Annotated in this window: 20 protein-coding genes; 17 read left to right on the top strand and 3 right to left on the bottom strand. The window is 65.0% G+C overall.

The window, feature by feature from the left end; genetic code table 11:
• Positions 1-24 precede the first annotated feature (24 nt).
• The 9 genes from ACNHKD_RS01870 to xth all read left to right on the top strand — a co-directional run bounded on the left by ACNHKD_RS01870 (position 25) and on the right by xth (position 7,828).
• Positions 25-1,308, top strand: coding sequence for an NAD(P)/FAD-dependent oxidoreductase (locus ACNHKD_RS01870; RefSeq protein ID WP_442755437.1), 1,284 nt, complete (start codon positions 25-27; stop codon positions 1,306-1,308).
• A gap of 63 nt (positions 1,309-1,371) precedes the next feature.
• Positions 1,372-1,533 carry a cytochrome oxidase putative small subunit CydP gene (gene cydP / locus ACNHKD_RS01865; protein WP_442755436.1) on the top strand — a complete coding sequence of 54 codons (162 nt, stop codon included), beginning with the start codon at positions 1,372-1,374 and terminating at the stop codon, positions 1,531-1,533.
• 83 nt (positions 1,534-1,616) lie between these two features.
• Positions 1,617-3,185 carry a cytochrome ubiquinol oxidase subunit I gene (locus tag ACNHKD_RS01860; protein ID WP_442755435.1) on the top strand — a complete coding sequence of 523 codons (1,569 nt, stop codon included), beginning with the start codon at positions 1,617-1,619 and terminating at the stop codon, positions 3,183-3,185.
• Positions 3,186-3,196: 11 nt separating this feature from the next.
• On the top strand, positions 3,197-4,333 hold the full coding sequence (gene cydB, locus ACNHKD_RS01855) for a cytochrome d ubiquinol oxidase subunit II (RefSeq protein ID WP_442755434.1): 1,137 nt from the start codon (positions 3,197-3,199) through the stop codon (positions 4,331-4,333).
• A 13-nt stretch (positions 4,334-4,346) separates the two neighbouring features.
• Positions 4,347-4,454: a cytochrome bd-I oxidase subunit CydX gene (cydX, locus tag ACNHKD_RS01850; protein WP_442755433.1), complete on the top strand. Its 108-nt coding sequence runs from the start codon at positions 4,347-4,349 to the stop codon at positions 4,452-4,454.
• A gap of 102 nt (positions 4,455-4,556) precedes the next feature.
• On the top strand, positions 4,557-4,742 hold the full coding sequence (locus tag ACNHKD_RS01845) for a YgaP family membrane protein (protein WP_442755432.1): 186 nt from the start codon (positions 4,557-4,559) through the stop codon (positions 4,740-4,742).
• 33 nt (positions 4,743-4,775) lie between these two features.
• Positions 4,776-6,347 (top strand): urease accessory protein UreH domain-containing protein, encoded by a 1,572-nt coding sequence (locus ACNHKD_RS01840; RefSeq protein ID WP_442755431.1) that lies wholly within the window; start codon positions 4,776-4,778, stop codon positions 6,345-6,347.
• 147 nt (positions 6,348-6,494) lie between these two features.
• Positions 6,495-7,010 carry a hypothetical protein gene (locus ACNHKD_RS01835; RefSeq protein ID WP_442755430.1) on the top strand — a complete coding sequence of 172 codons (516 nt, stop codon included), beginning with the start codon at positions 6,495-6,497 and terminating at the stop codon, positions 7,008-7,010.
• 35 nt (positions 7,011-7,045) lie between these two features.
• Positions 7,046-7,828, top strand: coding sequence for an exodeoxyribonuclease III (gene xth / locus ACNHKD_RS01830; protein WP_442755429.1), 783 nt, complete (start codon positions 7,046-7,048; stop codon positions 7,826-7,828).
• On the opposite strand, the gene ACNHKD_RS01825 is transcribed toward xth, so the two are convergent.
• Entirely contained in the window at positions 7,829-8,617 is a 789-nt protein-coding gene (locus ACNHKD_RS01825) for a sulfite exporter TauE/SafE family protein (protein ID WP_442755428.1), read from the bottom strand. It abuts the gene before it with no gap.
• 122 nt (positions 8,618-8,739) lie between these two features.
• Between ACNHKD_RS01825 and ACNHKD_RS01820 the strand changes: the two genes are divergently transcribed.
• Positions 8,740-9,624, top strand: coding sequence for an MBL fold metallo-hydrolase (locus ACNHKD_RS01820; RefSeq protein WP_442755427.1), 885 nt, complete (start codon positions 8,740-8,742; stop codon positions 9,622-9,624).
• 7 nt (positions 9,625-9,631) lie between these two features.
• Here the strand turns inward: ACNHKD_RS01820 and ACNHKD_RS01815 are convergent, their stop codons facing one another.
• A complete protein-coding gene (locus ACNHKD_RS01815) occupies positions 9,632-10,522 on the bottom strand; it encodes a tetratricopeptide repeat protein (RefSeq protein WP_442755426.1) in 891 nt (296 codons plus the stop codon).
• Positions 10,523-10,990: 468 nt separating this feature from the next.
• Here ACNHKD_RS01815 and ACNHKD_RS01810 point away from each other — a divergent pair, with 468 nt between their 5' ends.
• Positions 10,991-11,365: a c-type cytochrome gene (locus ACNHKD_RS01810; RefSeq protein ID WP_442755425.1), complete on the top strand. Its 375-nt coding sequence runs from the start codon at positions 10,991-10,993 to the stop codon at positions 11,363-11,365.
• A 16-nt stretch (positions 11,366-11,381) separates the two neighbouring features.
• Here ACNHKD_RS01810 and ACNHKD_RS01805 read toward each other — a convergent pair whose 3' ends face one another.
• Complete coding sequence (locus tag ACNHKD_RS01805) at positions 11,382-11,717, bottom strand: Rieske (2Fe-2S) protein (protein WP_442755424.1); 336 nt, start codon at positions 11,715-11,717, stop codon at positions 11,382-11,384.
• Positions 11,718-11,834: 117 nt separating this feature from the next.
• Here ACNHKD_RS01805 and queE point away from each other — a divergent pair, with 117 nt between their 5' ends.
• The 6 genes from queE to metH all read left to right on the top strand — a co-directional run bounded on the left by queE (position 11,835) and on the right by metH (position 21,569).
• Positions 11,835-12,467, top strand: a complete 633-nt coding sequence (queE, locus tag ACNHKD_RS01800) for a 7-carboxy-7-deazaguanine synthase (protein WP_442755423.1) — start codon at positions 11,835-11,837, stop codon at positions 12,465-12,467.
• Between the two features lie 4 nt (positions 12,468-12,471).
• Positions 12,472-12,846, top strand: a complete 375-nt coding sequence (locus tag ACNHKD_RS01795) for a 6-pyruvoyl trahydropterin synthase family protein (RefSeq protein WP_442755422.1) — start codon at positions 12,472-12,474, stop codon at positions 12,844-12,846.
• A gap of 196 nt (positions 12,847-13,042) precedes the next feature.
• Positions 13,043-15,004: an acyl CoA:acetate/3-ketoacid CoA transferase gene (locus tag ACNHKD_RS01790; protein WP_442755421.1), complete on the top strand. Its 1,962-nt coding sequence runs from the start codon at positions 13,043-13,045 to the stop codon at positions 15,002-15,004.
• 936 nt (positions 15,005-15,940) lie between these two features.
• Positions 15,941-16,951, top strand: coding sequence for an ArsR/SmtB family transcription factor (locus ACNHKD_RS01785; RefSeq protein WP_442755420.1), 1,011 nt, complete (start codon positions 15,941-15,943; stop codon positions 16,949-16,951).
• Positions 16,951-17,850 (top strand): methylenetetrahydrofolate reductase [NAD(P)H], encoded by a 900-nt coding sequence (gene metF, locus ACNHKD_RS01780; RefSeq protein WP_442755419.1) that lies wholly within the window; start codon positions 16,951-16,953, stop codon positions 17,848-17,850. Before ACNHKD_RS01785 ends, metF begins: the two co-directional genes overlap by 1 nt.
• Positions 17,847-21,569 (top strand): methionine synthase, encoded by a 3,723-nt coding sequence (gene metH / locus ACNHKD_RS01775; protein ID WP_442755418.1) that lies wholly within the window; start codon positions 17,847-17,849, stop codon positions 21,567-21,569. Before metF ends, metH begins: the two co-directional genes overlap by 4 nt.
• Positions 21,570-21,742 lie beyond the last annotated feature (173 nt).

Here is a 21,742-nt window from a genome sequence, read left to right as displayed (position 1 = left end):
GCCGCGCCTCCGGGAGGAAAGCCCATGGCTCACGTTGTAATTCTCGGCGCCGGCATCGGCGGCGTCGCCGCAGCGATCGAAGTGCGCGACGAACTCAGTAAAAAGCGTCATCAGGTCACGGTGGTCTCCGACCTGCCGAACTTCCAGTTCACGCCCTCCAACCCCTGGCTCGCCGTCAACTGGCGCAAGCCCGAGGAGCTGAAGGTGCCGCTCGCGCCGGTCTTCAGGAAGAAGGGAATCGGCTTCACGGATGTCGGCGCGAAGCGCGTGCATCCCGCCGAGAACCGCGTCGAATTGAACAATGGCGAGAGCATTTCCTACGATTATCTCGTCATCGCCACCGGTCCCAAGCTCGCCTTCCAGGAGATTCCCGGCCTCGGCCCGCATGGCGGCCACACCCATTCGATCTGCACGCTGCAGCATGCGGAGATCGCCTCGAAGGCATGGGCCGATTTTTGCCAGGACCCCGGGCCGATCATCATCGGCGCCGCGCCGGCCGTCTCCTGCTTCGGCCCGGCCTATGAGTTCGCAATGATCGTTTCGACCGATCTCCGCCGTCGCGGCATTCGCCACAAAGTGCCGATGACGTTCGTGACCTCCGAGCCCTATATCGGCCATCTGGGCCTTGGCGGGGTCGGGGACACCAAGAGCCTGCTCGAATCCGCCTTTCGCGATCGCGACATCAAATGGATCTCCAACGCCAAGACGATCGCCATCGAGCCGGGCGTCCTGAAATGCGACGAACTCAATGACGACGGCTCGGTGAAGAAGTCGCACGAGGTCCCCTTCAAATACGCGATGATGATGCCGGCCTTCACGGGCATCGACGCGCTGGCGGGGATCGAGGGTCTCGTCAATCCGCGCGGCTTCGTCATCATCGACAAGAACCAGCGCAATCCGACCTACAGGAACGTCTTTGGCGTCGGCGTCTGCGTGGCCATCCCGCCCGCCGAGCCCACGCCTGTCGCGACGGGCATGCCGAAGACGGGCTATATGATCGAGTCCATGGTGACTGCGACCGCGCACAACATCGCCGCCGTGGTCGAGGGCAAGGAGCCGAAGGAGGAAGGAACCTGGAACGCGGTCTGCCTCGCTGATTTCGGCGACAAGGGCGTCGCCTTCGTAGCCCAGCCGCAAATCCCGCCGCGCAACGTCAACTGGTCGAGCCAGGGGCGCTGGGTGCACTGGGCGAAGGTCGCCTATGAGAAATATTTCCTGCGCAAGGTCCGCCTGGGACAGAGCGAGCCGGTCTATGAGCGCTACGTCATGAAGCTGCTGGGGATCGAGCGCTTGCGTCGGGTTCTGTGATGGCGCAAATTCGGCGCGGCGTTCTCGCCGCGCCGGACGGCGACCCAAGCAAGGATCAGCGGAATGACGCGGGGCGGGCTGCGCGGGGAATTGACCTTGGCCATCGTCTTCAAGGTCGCGGCAATTTTCCTGCTATACGTATTTTTCTTCAGCCCGTCACATCGTTCCCATGTAACGCCGGCAGACATGGCCGCAGCGCTCACCCGGGGCGCCCCGCCCCACTAAAAAGATAAGGCTGGAGCAGATCCAGGCGTCGAAAAGCGCCGCGGCTTTTCGAAGACGATTTGCTCGAACGCAGGGAAGCCGCAATGTTCGATCTCGACGTCGTCACGCTCTCGCGCCTGCAATTCGCGCTGACGGCTCTTTACCACTTCCTCTTCGTGCCGCTCACCCTCGGCCTCGCGCTGCTCCTCGCCATCATGGAAAGCGTCTATGTGATGACGGGCCGCGAAGTCTGGCGCGACGCGGTGAAATTCTGGGGAACGCTGTTCGGCATCAATTTCGTGATGGGCGTCGCCACGGGCGTCACCATGGAATTCCAGTTCGGCACCAACTGGGCCTATTATTCACATTATGTCGGCGACGTCTTCGGCGCGCCGCTGGCCATCGAAGGGCTGATGGCCTTCTTTCTGGAGGCGACTTTCGTCGGCCTCTTCTTCTTCGGCTGGGAGCGCCTCACCAAGGTTCAGCACCTCGCCGTCACCTGGCTCGTCGCGCTCGGCTCCAATTTCTCGGCGCTGTGGATTCTCGTCGCCAACGCCTGGATGTCCAATCCCGTCGGCGCGGCCTTCAATCCCCAGACCATGCGCATGGAGCTGACCTCCTTCAAGGAGGTGCTCTTCAATCCCGTCGCGCAGTCGAAATTCGTCCACACCGTCAGCGCGGGCTATGTGACGGGCTCCATGTTCGTCATGTCGATCGGCGCCTATTACATCCTGCGCAAGAAACATATCGAGATCGCGCGCCGCTCGCTCACCGTCGCGGCGAGCTTCGGACTCGCTTCGGCGCTGTCGGTCGTCGTTCTCGGCGACGAAAGCGGCTATACGGCCGGCGAAAACCAGAAGATGAAGATCGCCGCCATCGAGGCCATGTGGGAGACGGAGCCGGCGCCCGCCTCCTTCACGGTCTTCGGCCTGCCCGATCCGAAGAGCGAGACGACGAAATATGAGATCCAGGTTCCCTACGTTCTCGGCCTCATCGCGACGCGTTCGCTGGACAAGGATGTCGAAGGCATCAAGCCGCTCGTCGCGCGCAATGAGGATCGCATCCGCAATGGTCTGCCGGGCTACAAGTGGATCGCGGAGCAGGGCGGGCGGCCGAACGCCGCCATTCCGCCGCAACTCGAGAATTCGATGCGCGACGTCGGCTATGCGCTGCTTTTGAAGCGCATCCGGCCGGACATCGAGAACGCCACGCCGGAAGAAATCAGGCAGGCGGCGCATTCCACCATTCCGGACGTTCCTGTCCTCTTCTGGTCGTTTCGCGTCATGGTGGCGCTGGGCTTCTATTTCATCGCGCTCTTCGGCGTCGCCTTCTACCTCTCCAGCCGCCGGCGATGCGGCAGGCCGTGGTTTCTGAAACTGGCCCTGTTCAGCCTGCCGCTGCCGTGGATCGCGGCGGAGCTTGGCTGGATCGTCGCGGAATATGGCCGCCAGCCCTGGATCATCGACGGCGTCATGCCGACCTTCCTCGGCGTCTCCGGCGCGCCAGCCTCCAATGTCGCAGCGAGCCTCGCAGCGTTCGTGCTCTTCTATACGGCGCTCGCCGTCGTCGACGTCGCCCTGCTCGTGAAATATGTCCGCAAGGGGCCGCATGGCCCGAAGACGGGCCCGGCGCCGCAACCGCGGCCCGGCGCTCTGCCGGCCGCCGCCGAATAAGGGAGACGCGCATGTTCGACTATATGACCCTGCGCTTCATCTGGTGGGCGATCCTCGGCCTGCTGCTCATCGGCTTCGCGGTCTTCGACGGCTTCGATCTCGGCGTCGCCATGCTGCATCCCTTCGTGGCGAGGAAGGATGTCGAGCGCCGCGTGCTGATCAACGCGATCGGCCCGGTCTGGGAGGGCAATCAGGTCTGGTTCATTCTCGGCGGCGGCGCGGCCTTCGCCGCCTGGCCGCCGCTCTACGCCGCCTCCTTCTCCGGCTTCTATCTCGCCATGCTGCTGGTGCTGCTCGGCCTCATCCTGCGGCCGGTCGCCATCGTCTTCCGCGGCAAGCGCGAGGAGCCGCGCTGGCGCGAGACCTGGGACTGGCTGTTCTTCGTCTCGGGCGCCGCGCCGTCCCTCCTCTTCGGCGTCGCGTTCGGCAATCTCTTCCTCGGCGCGCCCTTCCATTTCGACCCCACTCTGCGGCTCGTATATGAAGGCGGGCTTCTCGGCCTGCTGCGGCCTTTCGCGCTGCTTTGCGGGCTCGTCAGCGTCGCCATGCTCGTCATGCAGGGCGCCGCCTGGCTCGCGGGCAAGAGCGTGGGCGAGATCGCCGCTCGCGCGCGCCGGGTCGGCGCCGTCGCGGCTCTCGCGCTCGTCGCGCTGCTTCTCGGCGCCGGGCTGTGGATCGCGATCGGGATCGACGGCTATCGGATCGCGTCAAAGATCGACTTCTCGGGCCCCTCCAATCCTTTCGGCAAGGATGTGGCGATCGGCGCCGGCGACTGGCTCCTCAATTACGCCCGCCAGCCTCTCGCCGCGCTCGCCCCGCTCACGGCCCTGCTCGGCGCGCTCGGCGCCGCCATCCTGCTCGCGATCGGGTCGCGCTTCGCCATCCTCGCCTCCAGCCTGTCGGTCGCGGGCGTCGTGACGACGGCGGGCTTTAGCCTCTTCCCCTTCCTCCTGCCTTCCTCCTCGCATCCGAGCCAGAGCCTCACGGTCTGGGACGCCTCGTCGAGCCAGACGACGCTCGGCCTCATGCTCGTCGCCGTCGTCTTCTTTCTCCCGATCATCCTCGCCTACACCTCATGGGTCTATTGGGTGCTGCGCGGGCCGGTGACGGAAGCGGCGATCGAGAAAAGCGAGGATTACTATTACTGAGGGAGAAAACGGCATGTGGTATTTTTCCTGGATATTGGGACTGGGGCTCGCCTGCGCCTTCGGCATTCTCAACGCCATGTGGCTGGAGCTCGATGGCGACGACGATCACGACGGCGTGTGACGCGCGACGAGGCGCCGCAGGCGTTTTGCGCGACAAAGTCGCTGAGCGTGATAGGTTCAGGACGCAAACTCGGGCGACGCAAATCATCAAGGGAGCGCCGTCATGGAAGCCAATGTTGGCAAGACCGACAAAATGATCCGCATCGCCGCGGGGCTTTTTCTCCTGAGCCTCGCCTTTGTGGGGCCGCAGACCCCTTGGGGCTTCATCGGGCTCGCGCCGCTGGCGACGGCCTTCATCAATTTCTGCCCGGCCTACAAGCTGCTCGGCTTCAACACCCTCGGCAAATAAGGGCGCGGATCGGCGCCGCGGCGGGCGTAGGTCATGAGCGACACGATCACCTTTCGCGCCCATGGCATGCATTGCCACGGGTGCGAGCGGATCATAGAGGCGAGCCTGCGAAGGCTCGAGGGTGTGCGGGTCGTCTCCGCGGATTATCCGACCGAGACCGTTACCGTCGACTATGATCCGGGGCGGATCGGCCTTGACGCCATTCGCGCGAGCGTCGAACAAATGGGCTATCGGGTGGCGGCAGGCGAGCCGCGCGCGCGCTCCTTCGCGCAGCGCTTCACGCTCGCCGCCGCCGCGCTTGCGGCCCTTTCAGCGCTCATCCTCGTCGACACGCGCTGGATCAGCGCCGCCGGCGCGCCGGATATCGCGCAGCATATGAGCCTCTGGCTCATCTTCGCGCTGGGATTCGTCACCGGCTTTCATTGCATTGGCATGTGCGGCCCATTCGTGGCGAGCTATGCGGCGGCGGACGCCAATGCGGGCCGAAGCGCGCTCCCGTCTCATCTCGCCTTCGGCGCCGGCAAGACGCTCTCCTATACCGCCATCGGCGCCCTTTTCGGCGCGCTTGGCGAGGCGATCGCCTTCACGCCGCTGCTGCGCGGCGCGGCCGGCATGGCCGCGGGGCTTTTTCTCATCGTCTTCGGACTCAACATGCTGGGGCTTTTCGCGCCCCTGCGCCGTTTTCGCCTGGGCCTGCCGGCGCCGCTGGAGCGCTGGGTCTATAAGGAGGCGAACGGCCGCCATCGACCCTTGGTCATCGGCCTGCTCAACGGGCTGATGATCGCCTGCGGTCCGTTGCAGACAATGTATGTCATGGCCGCGGGCACGGGCAGCGCCGTCGAAGGCGCGAAGACGCTTTTCGCCTTCGGCCTCGGCACGCTCCCCGTCATGCTGGCTTTCGGCGCCATCGCTTCGATGCTCTCCAGCGCGCTGACGCACCGCCTGCTCAAGGCGTCCGGGGTGATCGTCGTCGCGCTTGGCGCGGTGATGATCAATCGCGGCCTCATCCTCACGGGCTGGGGCTACGATCTCGGCTCGGTGGTCGAGCGGCTGCGGCCGGGCGCGCCGCCCCCTTCCGCGCCACGGATCGCGCCGGCGACGCAGACCATCGAGATGGAGGCGAACGCGCTCGGCTACGCCCCGTCGCGTTTCACGCTGATCAAGGGCGTGCCGGTCAAATGGAAGATCAACGCAACCGAGGTGACGGAATGCAACAAGCGCATCGTCGCGCCATCTCTCAATCTCGAATTCGACTTGAAGCTGGGTCGGCAGACGATCGAGTTCACGCCGCAGCAGGCCGGGATCGTTCCGTGGAGCTGCTGGATGGGGATGATCCGCGGGCGGTTCGACGTGATCGAGCCGGGCGCGGCGCCGAAGGAGGAGACGCGGCCTTCCCCGCCCAAGGAGACGGCGGTCGCCGCCCCGCCGCCCGTGGCGGCCGCGCCTCCGCGGACCTATGCGGTCCAGCGCGGCGACACGCTGAAAAGCGTCGCGAAGAAACTCTATGGCGACGCGCGTCGCTCACGCGACATCGACGCCGCCAATCCCGGCTTTCGCAGGAAGAGGCTGAAGCGCGGGCAGGTTCTCAACCTCCCGAAGCCGTGACGGTTCGGGGCGAAAGGCGCCTGGATCACGCCGCCTTTAGACGTGATCGAGTCCAAGCATGAGCACGCCGTGCGAAAAACGGGTTCCCGTTTCGGCGAGCCGCGCTCCAGACCTGCGTTAAAGTAAACGCGTGCAACGGGGAGACGGATGATGTGGAAATTTATGATTGCGATTGGCGCTTTCTCGCTCAGCGGCGCCGCGGCGCTCGCCGAAGACCATCACGACCATATGCAGATGATGTCGAAGATGCCGAAGGATACGCGCATCGAGGTCGATTTGCCGGATCCCATGAAGGCGATGATGCTGACCAATATGCGCGGCCACCAGCAGGCCGTCGCCGAAATCCTCGCCGCGCTTTCGAAGGGCGACGGCTCGGAAGCCGCGAGGATCGCGGAAACCCGGCTCGGTATGGGGTCGCCCGGCTCCGCCGCCTGCAAGCCCAACGCAACGTCCGGCGAGCTCGGCGACATGCCGAAGATGATGGCGAGCCACATGCCGGAGGAGATGCGCGCGTTCGGCATGGCGATGCATGCGCAGGCGACGAAATTCGCGGAGGAAGCAAGCAAGGCGAAGCAGGGCGGCGATCTGCGTCCGGCGCTTGCGGAGCTCGGGCAAGTCGTGCAAGCCTGCAACGCCTGTCACGCCGCCTACCGGCTGGATTGAGTCAAGGGGCGCGAAAGCCCCTTCTGGGGGTTCTGTTGCGCATCGCCACCTGGAACGTGAATTCCGTGAGGCAGCGGCTTGCGCCGCTGCTGGCGTTTTTGAGGGAGACGAGCCCGGACATTCTTTGCCTCCAGGAGCTCAAATGCGAGGAGGGCGCCTTTCCGCGCATGGAGGCGGAGGACGCAGGCTACAACGTCGTTCTCCATGGGCAGAAGACCTTCAACGGCGTCGCCATTCTCTCGAAATCGCCGATCGATGAATCCACCGTGGGCCTGCCCGGCTTCGACCATGAGGGCCAGTCCCGTTACATCGAGGCGGTGATCTCCGACGGCGATGGAGGCGCGCTGCGGGTCGCCTCGGTCTATTGCCCGAACGGCAATCCCCCGGATACGCCGAAATACGCCTATAAGGTGAGATTCATGGAGGCGCTGACGGCGCGCGCCCGGGCGCTTCTGAAACTCGAGGAGGCGACCGTGCTCGCGGGCGATTACAACATCATCCCGGAGCCGCGCGACGCGCACGACCCCGCCGCCTGGGCGTCCGACGCGCTTTTTCTGCCGCAAAGCCGCGCGGCTTGGCGGCGCCTGCTCAATCTCGGCTACACGGACGCGCTGCGCGCCGTCACGGACGATGCGGGCCTGTACACCTTCTGGGATTATCAGGCGGGCGCCTGGCAGAAGAACAAGGGCATCCGCATCGATCATCTGCTGCTCTCGCCGCAAGCCGCGGACCGGCTCTCGCGCGTCGAGATCGTCAAGGAAGCGCGCGCGGGCGACAAGCCCTCGGATCACGTGCCGGTCTGCGCGGAGCTCGTGTGATCAGATGAGAGCGCGAATGGCCCGCCAGATCACATAAAGCCCTGTCGCCGCGACGATCCCGGCGAAGACCGCCGCCAGCGCGCCGCGCTCCGCCGACAGGCGCCGTCCCGTCGCCGCCCCGATCAGCCCGCCGATCACCCCGCCGCCGAGAATGGTCGCGGCGAGCGGCCAGTCGACGAGGTCCGAAAAAGCGTAGTTTGCGGCCGTCGTCACGCCGAAGGCCGAGACCGAGACGAGCGACGAGCCGATCGCATTGACGATCGGCAGGTCGGCCGCGAACATCAGCCCCGGCACGATCAGAAAGCCCCCGCCAATGCCGAAAAAGCCCGACAGCGCGCCGGCCGCTAGGCCCGTGGCGGCGAGGCGCGGAAAATTCTCACGGTTGAGCCGCACCTGAGGATAGCCCTCGCCGCTGCGGCTTTTAAACATCAGCGCGCCGACGACGAGCATCAGGAGCCCGAAGAGCGCCAGCAGCTTCTCGCCGTTCATCGCCTTGCCGAGCGTCGAGCCGCCATAGGCGCCGATCACGCCGAAAAGCGCGAAGACCGAAGCGCAGCGCCATTTGATCGTGCCGGCGCGGGCGTGATTTGCGAGATTGAAAAGCGCATTGGCCGCGACCGCGACCGAACTTGTGCCGATCGCGACATGCGGCTCCGGCACGCCGACGAAATAGACGAGAAGCGGCACGGAGAGCACCGAGCCTCCGCCGCCGATCAGGCCGAGCGAAAAGCCGACCATGACGCCGGAAATCGTCCCGGCGGCGAGTTTCATCGTCAGGGGCGCAAGCATCGGCTCTCCGCGTTAGATGAGGAATGGGCCGCATTCTCGCGCGGCGAGCAATATTAGATATTGCTTATTTAGAAATATCGCATATGTCTTGCGTCAGACAAGAGCGCGACGAGGAGAAAAACATGTCGCAGCCGAGCATTCGGGGCTTTTTCGACGAAGCCACCTTCACCGTCACCTATCTCGTCTCCGATCCCGCGACGAAAAAAGCGGCGGTCATCGACCCCGTGCTGGACTATGAACCCGGCGGCGGCGTCGCCGACTCGCGTTCGATCGACGCGGTTCTCGCTGTCGCGCGGGACGAAGGGCTCACGGTCGAATGGGCGCTGGAGACCCACGCCCATGCCGATCATCTTTCCGCCGCGCCGGTCGTAAAGGCCGCGACCGGCGCGAGCGTCGGCATTGGCGAGCGCATCACAACGGTGCAGGACATTTTCCGGCCGGTCTTCCTTGCCGAGGACATTGCGCCGCAGGGTCGCGACTTCGACCGCCTCTTCAAGGACGGCGAGCGCTTTCCGCTGGGCGAGCTGGAGGTGGAAGTCCTCTACACGCCCGGCCATACGCCGGCCTGCGTCTCCTATAAGATCGGCGACAACGTCTTTGTCGGAGACACGCTCTTCATGCCGGATTACGGCACGGCCCGCGCCGACTTCCCCGGCGGCGACGCGCGCGCGCTTTACCGCTCGATCCGCCGGCTTCTCGACCTGCCGCCGCAGACGAGGCTTTTCATGTGCCACGATTACAAGGCGCCCGGCCGGAGCGTCTATCTCTGGGAGACGACAGTCGGCGAGGAGCGGAAAAACAACGTCCAGATCCGCGAGGGCGTTTCCGAGGAGGAATTCGTGGCTCTGCGGCAAAGCCGCGACAAGGCGCTCGTTGCGCCACGCCTGCTTTTGCCGTCGATACAGGTCAATATACGCGCCGGCCGTTTCCCGCCCCCCGGGCCGGACGGCCTGCGCCGCCTGCTGGTCCCGGTGAAATTCAGGGGCGCCGCCGCGCCTGCGGAGTGAGCCGGCGTCAGTTGCGCTCGCGCAGATAGTCTTCGAGCAGCGCGACGGCGGCCTTACGGTCGCCCTCGCTCGCGCTTGCGAGCGCCTTGGCGTGGCTGTCAATGATCCACTGTTCGTTCGCCCCCCCGCCGGCGACGGCGTCGCGGGCGAGCGTCAGATACATCAGGCCGCGCGCCTTCTGGCTCGCGCCGCCGGCCTGCCCGTCGAACATCAGCCGGCCGAGCACGGCCTGCGCCTGCGGATGGCCCTTGCGCGCGGCGAGCTCCAGCCAGTTGACGCTCTGTCGCATGTCCTTCTTCACGCCCTGGCCGTCGAGATACATGCGCGCGAGGTTGTATTGCGCGTCCGCGTTGCGGAAGTAAGTCGCGGCATAGCGAAAGAGATCGAAGGCGCGGCCAAGATCCGGCTCGATCTTTGCGGAAGAGAGGCCGTCGCGCAGATAGACGCCCACCGCCACGAAAGCGTTCGCCGCCATGGAGCGCTCGCGCGGATCGGGCTCCTCCTCGGCGAAGTGGTCGACGATCTTCGAGAAATAGTCGTAGGCCTTGGCGTCGTCGCGGGCGACGCCGTCGCCGTCGGCGTACATGCGGCCGAGCTTCCACTGCGCAAGCGGCTCGCCGCCGTCGGCGGCGTAGCGCAGCGCGGCCACGGAGGTCGCGGCGTCGCCGGCGTGGTAGCTCTCCAATCCGGCGCGAAGGGCCGCGCGCGGATTCTTGAACATGGGAAGCGGCGTCGTCTCCGGCGCGCGCGCGGGCGGCGCGTCGAGCGCCGGCGCGGGGTCGACGAAGGCGGTCACAAGCATGGCGAAGCTCGCCAGGAAGAGGCCGGCCGGTAACCCTGCTCGCTTGGCCTTTTGCGATGCGGCGGAGAACACGTCGTTTTGCGCAGTTCCGACCATAATCAATCCGACTTCCTCGACCCAGCGCGCCTGCAAACCGGCGGCGTACGCGACTAACGGCCTTGCGGACATCCTTGCCAGCGGGAAAAATAGGAAAGCGCGCCCGCGGGGCGAGTCGCCGCCTCGGGTGTCGTCCCGCATCCAGGATGAGCAAGTGACAAAAGGACCTTATCTCAGCTTTCATGGCTGAAAAGAGGCTTCTGAGCGCCGTTCGGGCCCGTTAACCCTTATCTTCGGCACTGTTGCAACAAGGGCACAACCACTGTTGCAAAATTGCATCAGCCGGTGAGAGCCAAGCCTGTCGGCAAGCCGTAAAACGGCCGCGGGCGGCGCCGAATTTCGCCGCAAACGCCGCAGCGCGATAACCCGTCCGCGGATTCTCTTGTCAGGCGAGATGTGCTTACATCGCGCCCGGCGCGAGGGGGACGAATCGCAGCTCAAAAGACCCGCGCAAAAAAGGAAAGACGCATGGCTTCATCTTCACGCGTTGTCGCTTTTCTCGGCCTTGCCGCCGCCGCGCTCCTTGCCGCGCCCGCCAACGCCGGAGACGCGAAAAGCGGCGCCGTCATCGCGAAGCGCTGGTGCGCGAGCTGCCATGTCGTCGCAAAGGACCAGACGACCGCCGTCGCGGACGCGCCCTCTTTCTCCGACATCGCCCGCCGCCGCCCCGACAGGAAACAGATCGCCAATTTCCTCGTCGACCCGCATCCGCCGATGCCGGACATGCATCTGTCGCGCAAGGAGATCGACGACATCACGACCTATATCCGCAGCCTCGATCCGCGTCCGCAGGCGCCGGGCGAGCCCGACGGCAAGGACCAGGAACTGCCTAAGAACGGGTGAGCGGTCGGGGCGGCGGTCAGGCGGATGCGCGGGTCCTGGCCGGTCCGAGGTCGACCTGAATTTCCTCGCCTTCGATGCGCAGCGGGTAAGGGTGGAGCGCGTTGCGGACCGCATGCGTCACGCATTTCCCGCTCGCGCAGTCGAAGCCCCATTGGTGATGCGGGCAGGTGACGGTCTTCCCGTTGAAGGTCGCGTCGGTCAGTGGCATATCCGCATGCGGGCAGCGGCCGCGATAGGCCTTGAGATCGCCGCCCGCCGGCCAGACGAGGAGCACGCTTTTCTTGCCGGCCTGAAAGAGGCCCATGCCCCCTTCGCTCATGGCCTCGGTGCGGCAGATGAAGGTGAAAGCCATCAAAGTCGCCTTCGGACGATAAAGGTCCCGGACCGCACGCAAGTTGCAGACCAGCGCCCGCCTGGAGGGACGGCAGCCCGGCGCGGCGCGCTCTAACATCGAACGGAAAGCCGGCGGATGGCCTATTCTGTCAAGGAAGCCTTCAAGACGCTGCAGGGCGAGGGCCGCCATATGGGTCGCGCCGCGGTCTTCTGTCGTTTCGCGGGCTGCAATCTCTGGAGCGGGCGCGAACAGGACCGCGCCGGCGCGCAATGCCGCTTTTGCGACACGGATTTTGTAGGGACGGACGGCGAAGGCGGGGGCAGGTTCGCGGCAGCCGAGTCGCTTGCCGCCCATCTTGCGGCGCTCTGGAGCGGAGGCCGGGAGGGACGCTTCGCCGTGCTCACCGGCGGCGAACCGATGCTTCAAATCGACGCGGCGCTGGTCGCAGCGCTCCATGCCGAAGGTTTCGAGATCGCGGTCGAGACCAATGGAACCCTGCCCGCCACGCCGGAGCTCGACTGGATCTGCGTCTCCCCCAAGGCGGGCGCGCCGCTCGTCCAGACAAGGGGCGACGAATTGAAGCTCGTCTATCCGCAGGAGGGCGCCGACCCGGCGCGATATGAGGGGCTCGACTTCGCGCATTTCCTGCTCCAGCCCATGGACGGGCCGGAGATTCTGCGCAATACGAGGGCCGCGGTCGATTACTGCCTCGCCCATCCGCGCTGGCGGCTGTCGGTCCAGACGCACAAAATGATCGGGGTGAAATAAAGAAGTGGCGACGTTCGAGGTTTACCGCGAGTTCTATTTCGAGGCGGCGCACGCCCTTTACGACCCCGAGGCGAAGGATGGCGGCAAATACCGCAATCTGCACGGACACTCCTTTCGCGTGCGCGTGACGCTGCGCGGCGAGCGGCGCCCGGAGGAGCAGTGGGTGATCGATCTCGGCAAGCTCGGCCGGCGCCTCGCGGAGCTGCGGGAGAAGCTCGACCATTCCTTCCTCAACGATCTGGAAGGGCTCGGCAAACCGACGCTGGAAAATCTCTGCGTCTATATCTGGCGCGACCTCGCCCCCACCCTGCCGGGGCTCGCCGAGGTGGGCGTTTTCCGGGACAGCTGCTTCGAGGGCTGCGTCTATCGCGGCGACTGACGCGGCCGCAAAAGCGGGGGATTGCCGCTGGCTTCTCTATCGCCCGATACGGAAATTCCTGCGGCATCGTCGCTATTGCGCAAACAGGCTGCGGTCACTACGCTTGCGCCTGTCATTTAAGCAAGAAGACCGCCTGGCGGCTGCGCGAAGACGCGCCCACGCGAAAAAGAGCGGAGTTGAGGGGACATCTGGGGACATGGCGAATAACAAGGTCATCAGCGCCGACGAGGCGATCGCGCTCATTCGCGACAACGACGTCGTCACCACGACGGGCTTCGTCCAGAGCTGCATTCCCGAAGCGCTCCACGCCGCGCTGGAGAAGCGCTTCGTCGAGACGCAGCATCCGCGCGACCTCACCCTCATCATGACCGCCGGCGCCGGCGACTCCAAGGGCCTCGGCACGGGCCGCTTCCATCACGAAGGCCTGCTGAAGCGCGTCATCGCCGCCAATTTCGGCCGCATGCCGAAGGTCGCCCAGGCGGCCCAGGAGAACAAGATCCTCGGCTACAACCTGCCGCAGGGCGTCATCTCGCAGCTCTACCGCGCCTGCGCCTCGGGCCAGCCCGGCCTTTTCTCCAAGGTCGGCCTCTACACTTACGTCGATCCGCGCTTCGGCGGCGGCAAGGTGAACGAGGTCACGACCGAGGACATCGTCAAATATCACAATATTCAGGGCGAGGAGTGGCTCTTCTATATCGCCACCAAGATCGACGTGGCCTTCATCCGGGGCACCTCCGCCGATCCGTCGGGCAATATCTCGATGGAGAAGGAGGCGCTGGTCCTCGACAATCTCGCCCAGGCCATGGCCGCCCATAATAATGGCGGCCTCGTCATCGCGCAGGTCGAGCGCATCGTCGAGCAGGGCTCGATCAAGCCGAAGGACGTGCATGTCCCGGGCATTCTGGTCTCGGCCGTCGTCGTCGCCGACCAGCCCGAAATGCACCGCATGAATTACGGCGTCATGTACAACGCCGCGCTCGCGGGCGAAGTCCGCGTGCCGGTCGAAAAGCTCGCGAAAATGCCGCTTGACGAGCGCAAGGTCATCGCGCGGCGCGCCTCCTTCGAGCTGCCGCCGAACGGCGTCGTCAACCTCGGCGTCGGCGCGCCGGAAGGCATCGCCGCCGTCGCGAATGAAGAAAAGCTCACGCCCTATATCACGCTGACGACGGAAGCCGGCGCGATCGGCGGCGTGCTCGCCTCGGGGTCCAGCTTCGGCGCCGCGACCAACGCCGACAGCATCATCCAGCAGAACCAGCAATTCGACTTCTATGACGGGGGCGGTCTCGACATGACCTGCCTCGGCATGGCCGAATGCGACCTGCAGGGCAATGTCAACACGTCGAAATTCGGCGGCCGTCTGAACGGCTGCGGCGGTTTCATCAATATCAGCCAGAACGCCCGCCTCGTCGTCTTCGCCGGCACCTTCACCAATGGCGGGCTGCGCGTCGAGATCGCGGACGGCAAGGTCCACATTCTCCAGGAAGGCCGGAACAAGAAGTTCCTCAATTCCGTCGAGCAGACGACCTTCTCCGGCAAATTCGCCCAGAAGCGCAAGCAGCCGGTCTATTACGTGACCGAGCGCTGCGTCTTCCAGCTCAAGGAGAACGGGCTGGAGCTGGTCGAGGTCGCGCCGGGCATTGACATCGACAAGCACATTCTGCCCTTCATGGACTTCAAGCCGATCATCAACGAGCCGGAGTTGATGGACAGGCGCATCTTCATCGACGAGCCGATGGGGCTGATCAACGATCTGCTGAATCTCAATCTTGACCAGCGCATCAGCTACGATCCGGCGCGCAACATCCTCTTTCTCAATCTGGAGGGCTGGAACGCGCGCACCAAGAAGGACGTAGAGGAAATGCGCGACGCGCTGGTCGCCGCCTGCCAGAAGGTCGGCAAGCGCGTGAACTCCGTCGTCAATCACGACGGCGCGCGGATCGCTGAGGCGCTTTATGACGACTATGCCGAGATGATCGAATATCTGAGCCAGCATTATTATCTGACGACCACGCGCTACGCGACGTCGGCCTTCGCTCGCATGAAGATGAAGGAAGCCATGGCCAAGCGCGGTCTGCAGCCCCACGTCTTCGAGCGCCGCGAGGCGGCCGAGACCTTCCTGCAGGTCGTGGCCTCCGAAGAGGAAAAGGCGCCGGCCTAAGGCGGCGGCCTTCACAAACGGGACGGCCGCCTCCAGGGCGGCCCGGTTTGCTGGCGAGCCTCCGGGGGCGGCTCGTCCTTCGAGACGCGAGCTTCGCACGCTCCTTGGGACGAAGCCTAATTGTTTGGGAGAAGAAGAAGGAACTCCCATGCTAAGGACCTGCGCCGGTTGGGGCCTGCCCAATTCGCGCATTTAACGATCCATCTTGGGCAAGCCCGGGATCGCAGGCGTCTCAAAGCAAGATGGGCGTCGGCCCCGATTTATCGGCAGTCTGAGCCGCCTTCGGGCGGCCAATTTGTTTGCAAGTCCCGTCACGGGCGCGACGCGCAAGCGACGAAGCGATCCGGTCGGGCCCCGGCTTCATCGGATCGTCCGCAAGGAGCGCACAGCATAGGTAAAGGAGCGAAGCGGCAAAGAGCGGACAGGCGCGTGAAACAGTGAAAGGCCCCGTCGCCTGTTGCGCCCGGGGCCAAAAGCTTCTCTTCGCGGAGAAGCGCTCTGGGATGGTCCAGTCTATGAAAGGCGCCCGCTGCTTGGCCTTCGCGGCGGGCGGTCCCTGGTCATTGAGGCTATGGAGGGTTCGGGCTGATCAGGCAGCGCTGAGCCTGACTTCCCGATCTGACCGGAACGAAACGCCGGTCAAACGATCTGACCCGGTGGCGTCATGCTCCTCTCGCAACCAAATTGTTCGGCGGCGCCAAACGGCAGGGGTCTCCGCGGCGCATCCTATATCGCCTTCGCATCGAGGTCCCGCCCGAGCGATCCCGCCTCCTCTGGCCGGAGACGGTTGCGATGTTTCAAAAGGTTGCGCCTGATTCTCAATTTCGTCAAGCGGCAAGTTTGAGCGCGACGCCGCAGGCGCGCGCAGTCATTTGCCGCTTGCGTCCCTGACGATCAACGCATATAGATATCTTTATATCTCGCGTGCGAGGCTAAATGACCGCCCCAAATCCCCTCAGGCTCGAGCCGGCGCTGGCGGCGCTCAACGCCGCCGGAGAGGAGACGCGTCTGCGGCTTCTCGCGCTGCTCTCCCAATCCGAGCTGACCGTCAGCGAGGTCGTCGCCATTCTGGGCCAGTCACAGCCGCGCGTTTCGCGCCATTTGAAGCTCCTGGTCGAGGCCGGTCTGGTCGAGCGCCGCCGCGAGGGCGCCTGGGCCTTTTTCCGCCTCGCGCCTGCGGGCCCGGCGAGCGCCCTTGCGCGCGACATCGCCGACTGGCTCGACCCTCACGATCCCGTTCTCGCCGAGGATCAGGCGCGCCTGGACGAAGTACGACATGCGCGCGCCGAGAACGCCGCCCGCTACTTCGCCGCCCATGCGGCGGAATGGGACGACATACGCTCCCTGCATGTCCCCGAGGCGCTCGTCGAAGAAGCGATGCGCAAGGCCGTTGGCCCGGCGCCCGCGCGTTGCGTGCTCGACATCGGCACGGGCGCCGGCCGCATGCTGGAACTTTTCGCGCCGCAGGCCGAGCGCGCCGTCGGCGTCGATCTTTCGACCGCCATGCTCGCCGTCGCGCGCGGTCGGCTGGAGGAGACCGGCCTGCGCAACGTTCAACTGCGCCAGGGCGACATTTACGCGCTTCCCATCGAGCGCAATTCCGTCGATCTCGCGATCATGCATCAGGTGCTGCATTATCTCGACGATCCGGCCCGCGCCATTCGCGACGCCGCGCGCGTTCTGGCGCCGGGCGGCCGTCTGCTCGTCGTCGATTTCGCGCCTCACCACGAAGAAGCGCTGCGCGACAAGCACGCCCACCGTCGCCTCGGCTTCTCGGAGGAGGAAGTCACGGGCCTCCTGGCGCAGGCGGGATTGGAGACGATCCTCCATCGCGAACTCGCGCCCGACGCCAGGGAAGGCGCCAAGCTAACCGTCTCGCTGTGGCTCGCGCGCGACCCGCGCCTCATCGCCGACCCGATCCCCGCCTCTTCCTACGAGACCGCCTGATGTTCAACGCGCTGCATCCGACCGCTTCCGGTAAGCGGTTTAACATTTCCTACGAGTTCTTTCCGCCGAAGACGCCGGAGATGGAGGCGCAGCTTTGGGCGTCGGTGAAGCGGCTCGAAGCGCTCAGGCCGCATTTCGTCTCCGTCACCTATGGCGCAGGCGGTTCGACGCGCGAGCGCACCCACGCCATCGTCGCGCGCATCGCGCGCGAAACGCATATGAAGCCCGCCGCGCATCTGACCTGCGTCTCCTCGTCGAAAGCCGAGATCGACGAGATTCTGCACGGCTACTGGTCGGCGGGCGTTCGCCATATCGTCGCCCTGCGCGGCGATCCGCCGTCCGGCGTCGGAACGACGTTCGAGGCGAATCCCGAAGGCTACGCCAGTTCCTCCGAACTCGTGCGCGGCATTCGGCGCCTGCATGATTTCGAGATCTCCGTCTCGACCTATCCGGAGGGTCATCCCGAAAGCGCCTCGATCGAACAGGATCTCGACGCGCTGGAGGCGAAGATCGACGCGGGCGCGACGCGCGCCATCACGCAATTCTTCTTCGACAACGACATCTATTTCCGCTTCCTGGACAAGGCGCGCGCGCGCGGAATCAAAATTCCGATCGTGCCGGGCGTCATGCCGATCCGCAATTTCAGGCAGGTGGCGAATTTTGCGACAAAGGCGGGCGCGAGCGTTCCCCGCTGGGTCGCCGAGCGTTTCGATGGGCTCGACCAAGACCCCGAAACGCGCGCCCTCGTCGCCGCGACGACCGTCGTCGAGCAGGCCATGGGCCTCGCCCGCGCCGGCGTCGAGGACTTTCATTTCTACACCAACAACCGCGCCGACATGGTCTTCGCCATTTGCCATCTCCTCGGCGTTCGTCCCGTTCGCGAGAAAGTAGACGCATGACCTTCGACAAGAATCACGGCTCCAGCATTCTCAAGGCGCTCGAAGAAGCGGCGGCGAGCCGCATCCTCATCCTCGACGGCGCCATGGGCACGATGATCCAGCGCCACAAATTCGAGGAAGCCGACTTCCGCGGGGCGCGCTTTGCGAATCACGCGAAGGATCTCAAGGGCGATAACGACCTGCTGATCCTCACGCAGCCGCAAGCGATCAAGGCGATCCACAAGCAGTATCTCGAAGCCGGCGCCGACATCATCGAGACCAACACTTTCAGCGCGACGACGATCGCGCAGGCGGATTACGGCCTCGAATCCATCGTCTTCGAACTCAACCGCGAAGGCGCGAAGCTCGCGCGCGAAGCGGCCGACGAAGTCGCCGCCGCGACCGGCCTGCGCCGTTTCGTGGCCGGCTCCATGGGGCCGACGAACCGCACGGCTTCGATCTCGCCCGACGTCTCCAATCCGGGGTTCCGCGCCGTCTCATTCGACGAGCTGCGCACAGCCTACAAAGAGCAGGCGCTCGGCCTCATCGCGGGCGGCGCCGACATCATGCTTGTCGAGACGATCTTCGATACGCTGAACGCGAAGGCGGCGATCTATGCGCTCGAAGACGCTTTCGAAGAGGTCGGCGCGCGCTTCCCGATCATGATCTCAGGCACGATCACCGATCTTTCGGGGAGGACGCTCAGCGGCCAGACCTCGGTCGCCTTCTGGAATTCGCTCGCCCACGCCCGGCCTTTTTCGATCGGCTTCAACTGCGCGCTCGGGGCCCGCGAAATGCGTCAGCATATCGCCGAGATCGGCCGCGTCGCGGACACGCGCGTCTGCGCCTTCCCCAATGCCGGCCTTCCCAATGAATTCGGCCTCTATGACGAGAGCCCGGAATATATGGCGGAGCTCGTCGGCGAATTCGCCTCGGCCGGCCTCGTCAACGTCCTCGGCGGCTGCTGCGGCACGACGCCCGACCATATCGGCGCCATCGCGCAGAAGGTGAAGGGCATGAAGCCCCGCGCCGTGCCGAAGATCGAGCCCATGCTGCGCCTCTCGGGCCTCGAACCTTTCGCCCTCACGAAGGACATTCCCTTCGTGAATGTCGGCGAGCGCACGAATGTCACCGGCTCGGCGAAGTTCCGCAAGCTCATCACCAATGGCGATTACGCCGCGGCGCTCGACGTCGCGCGCGATCAGGTGGCGAACGGCGCGCAGGTCATCGACGTCAATATGGACGAGGGCCTGCTCGACTCGCGTCAGGCCATGATCGACTTTCTGAACATGCTCGCGGCGGAGCCGGACATTGCCCGCGTGCCGGTGATGGTGGACTCGTCGAAATTCGACGTGATCGAGGCGGGCCTGAAATGCATTCAGGGCAAGGGCGTCGTGAACTCCATCTCGCTGAAGGAAGGCGAGGAGAAGTTCATCGCAGAGGCGAAGAAAGTGCGTCGTTACGGCGCGGCCGTCGTCGTCATGGCCTTTGACGAAACCGGCCAGGCGGATACGCTGGCGCGCAAGACGGAAATCTGCGCGCGCGCTTACAAGATTCTCACCGAGATCGTGGGCTTTCCCCCGCAGGACATCATCTTCGACCCCAACATCTTCGCCGTCGCGACGGGCATCGAGGAGCACGAGAACTACGGCGTCGATTTCATCGAGGCGACGCGCGTCATCAAGCGCGATCTGCCTTACGCCCATGTATCGGGCGGCGTGTCGAACCTCTCCTTCTCCTTCCGCGGCAATGAGCCTGTGCGCGAGGCGATGCATTCCGTCTTCCTCTACCACGCCATTCAGGCGGGCATGGATATGGGCATCGTCAACGCCGGTCAGCTCGCGGTCTATGCGGAGATCGACCCGGAGCTGCGTGAGCTTTGCGAAGACGTGGTGCTGAACCGCCGCAAGGATTCGACCGAGCGCCTCGTCGAGGCGGCCGAGAAGTTCAAGGGCGGCGCGGCGAAGTCGCAGGAGAAGGATGCGGCGTGGCGCGAGGCGAGCGTCGAAAAACGTCTCGAACACGCGCTCGTGAACGGCGTCACCGAATATATCGAGATCGACGTCGAGGAAGCGCGCCGGAAGGCGTCGCGTCCGCTCGACGTCATCGAAGGTCCGCTCATGGCCGGCATGAATGTCGTCGGCGACCTTTTCGGCGCCGGCAAGATGTTCCTGCCTCAGGTCGTCAAGTCGGCCCGCGTGATGAAACAGGCCGTCGCCTATCTCATGCCCTTCATGGAAGCGGACAAGAGCGAGCGCTCGACAGCGGGCAAGATTCTGCTCGCCACCGTGAAGGGCGACGTGCATGACATCGGCAAGAACATTGTCGGCGTGGTGCTCGGCTGCAATAACTTCGAGGTCATCGATCTCGGCGTCATGACGCCTTGCGCGAAGATTCTCGAGACGGCGAAGAAGGAGAAGGTCGATCTTATCGGCCTTTCGGGCCTCATCACGCCCTCCCTCGACGAAATGTGCTTCGTGGCCTCCGAGCTTGAGCGGGAAGGGCTCGACACGCCGCTGCTCATTGGCGGCGCCACGACGAGCCGGGTTCATACGGCGGTGAAGATCAATCCGAACTACCGTCGCGGCCAGGCGGTCTATGTGACGGATGCGAGCCGCGCCGTGGGCGTGGCGCAGGCGCTCGTCTCGCAGAAAACGCGCGGCGACTACATCGCCGAGACCCGCGCCGAATATGAGCGCGTCGCCGATGCGCATGCGCGCGCGCAGGCGGATAAGCAACGGGTCTCGCTCGAAGCGGCGCGCAAGAACGCCTACAAGATCGACTGGGCGGCGTACGAGCCGACCAAGCCGGGCTTCACCGGCGCGCGCGCCTTTGCGAGCTACGACGTCGCCGAGCTTGTTCCCTATATCGACTGGACGCCCTTCTTCCAGACCTGGGAGTTCAAGGGCCGTTATCCCGCTTTGCTCGACGATCCCGAGAAAGGCGAGGCGGCGCGCCGTCTCTTCGACGACGCGCAGGCCATGCTCAAACGCATCGTCGAAGAGCGCTGGTTCACGCCCAAGGCCGTCATCGGCTTCTGGCCGGCGAACAGCGTGGGCGACGACATCGCGCTCTATACGGGCGAGTCGCGCAATGAGAAGCTCGCGACTTTCTTCACTCTGCGTCAGCAGCTCGGCAAGCGCGACGGCAAGGCGAATATCGCGCTTGCCGATTTCGTCGCGCCGAAGGAGAGCGGCAAGGCGGATTATGTCGGCGCCTTCGTCGTCACGGCCGGCGCTGAGGAGGAGAAGATTTCCGCCCGCTACGCGCGCGCCAATGACGATTACGGCTCCATCATGGTGAAGGCGCTCGCCGACCGCATCGCGGAAGCTTTCGCGGAGCGCATGCATGAGCGCGTGCGCCGCGAATTCTGGGGCTATGGCGCCAGCGAGTCGTTCACGCCGGAGGAGCTGATCAACGAGCCTTACGCCGGCATCCGCCCGGCGCCGGGCTATCCGGCGCAGCCCGACCACACCGAGAAGGCGACCCTGTTCGATCTGCTCGGCGTCGAGAAGCGCACGGGCGTCGCGCTCACCGAATCCTTCGCCATGACGCCGGCGGCGTCGGTGAGCGGCCTCTATATCGGCCACCCGCAGGCGCATTATTTCGGGGTCGCAAAGGTTGAGCGCGATCAGGTCGAGGATTATGCGCGCCGCAAGGGCATGTCCGTTACGGAAGTCGAACGCTGGCTCGCGCCGATCCTCAATTACGAGCCGATGGCGACGGAGGCCGCGGCGTAGCGTCGGCGCGAAGGGACCGCGCGCCTTCAGGCGCGCGTCCATGCGCCGAATCTGAAGATTCGCGCTCCGATCATACGGACCGCAAACCTTGCATTCCTTATAGACGCTGCTTCGCGCCCCCGGTAATTTGTGCAAGCCTATCCGATAATCTTTCGCCCCTCTCCTGCCCTCTC

Origin of the sequence: Methylocystis sp. JAN1 (assembly GCF_052186135.1) — a bacterium.
Classification (GTDB): domain Bacteria; phylum Pseudomonadota; class Alphaproteobacteria; order Rhizobiales; family Beijerinckiaceae; genus Methylocystis.
This window is presented reverse-complemented; position numbering and strand designations above follow the sequence as displayed.